Source organism: Pseudarthrobacter sp. 1C304, assembly GCF_052245515.1.
Lineage (GTDB): Bacteria > Actinomycetota > Actinomycetes > Actinomycetales > Micrococcaceae > Arthrobacter.
In genome coordinates, this window is record NZ_JBQQCH010000019.1 from 1 (window position 1) to 1,271 (window position 1,271).

Genomic DNA, 1,271 nt, shown 5'->3' on the forward strand with positions numbered 1-1,271 from the left:
GGCAAAGTCATATGGTCGTTGCAACGCTCTGATGGATGGAGCGTTTCATGGTCAAGTTGTTTCCTTCGAATGCCCGCACTGAGTTCGTTGACTCGGTGTGTGGCGGGATGTCGATTCTCGCTGCTTCCCGGCGTGTCGGCGCCACTCATGGGACCGGGCTGAGGTGGTGGGCACAGTCTGGCCACATGATGACTGTGAACATGGGCGCGGTTGGTGGCCTTGCGGATCCGGCACCAACGGTGGAAGGTCCGGGTTGCCGGACTTTGAATCTCGCGGAACGGGGGATGATCCAGATGGGCAGGCGCAGCGGCATGAGTTACGCCAAAATTGGCGAGCTGATTGGTCGGGACAAGTCGGTGGTCTGGCGGGAGGTGAACCGCAACACCAGCGCGGACGGGGTGTATTACGCCTCGGTCGCCCACACGAAGGCCCACCAGGCCAGACGCCGGCCCAAACCCTTGAGGCTCGTCGAGGATGAGGCGCTCTGCCGGCTGATCGGAGTGTGGATGGATGACGGGTGGAGTCCGAAACTGATCTCCTCGATGTTGGCGTTCTACTTCGCCGATGATCAGACTATGCAGGTGAGCCACGAGACGATCTACCAGGCGCTATACGTCCAAACCCGCGGGGCGCTGCGAGCAGACCTGGCTGAGAAGCTGAGCCTGAAACGCAAGCAACGCGTCCCCCACACCGCGGACCGGACAAAGAACAGCCCCTATAAGGAGGCATTCAAGATCAGTGAACGCCCGGCCGAGGTCCAGGACCGGGCCGTTCCCGGGCATTGGGAAGGCGACTTGATCATCGGCTGCGACGGGACCGCGATCGGCACCCTCGTGGAACGCTCAACCAGGTTCACGATCCTGCTGCACCTTCCCGGGGACCACACCGCTGACACCGTCGCCGGCGCGATGATCCGGGAAATGGCCAGCCTCCCGGATCACCTGCGCCGCTCGATCACCTGGGACCGCGGCACGGAACTGGCTGACTACGCCAAGATTCAGACCGCGCTCGAAACCACGCTTTACTTCTGCGACCCGCACTCACCCTGGCAGCGCGGCACCAACGAGAACACCAACCGGCTGCTGCGGTTCTGGTTCGAGAAGGGCTCGAATCTCTCCGTCCACACCCCGGAGGACCTCCGCCTGGTCGCTGCGAAACTCAACCGACGGCCACGGCCCACCCTCAACCTCGAAACCCCAGCAAACCGGCTGAACCAGCTGCTAAAAGAGGCGGCATAAACCCCCGCGTTGCTCGGACCAATTGACTTTCCC

General features: G+C 62.5%; 1 protein-coding gene. It reads left to right on the plus strand.

The window, feature by feature from the left end; genetic code table 11:
- The first annotated feature begins 47 nt into the window (after positions 1 to 47).
- A complete protein-coding gene (locus tag ACTWQD_RS18355) occupies positions 48 to 1,238 on the plus strand; it encodes an IS30 family transposase (protein ID WP_443197551.1) in 1,191 nt (396 codons plus the stop codon).
- Positions 1,239 to 1,271: the final 33 nt, after the last annotated feature.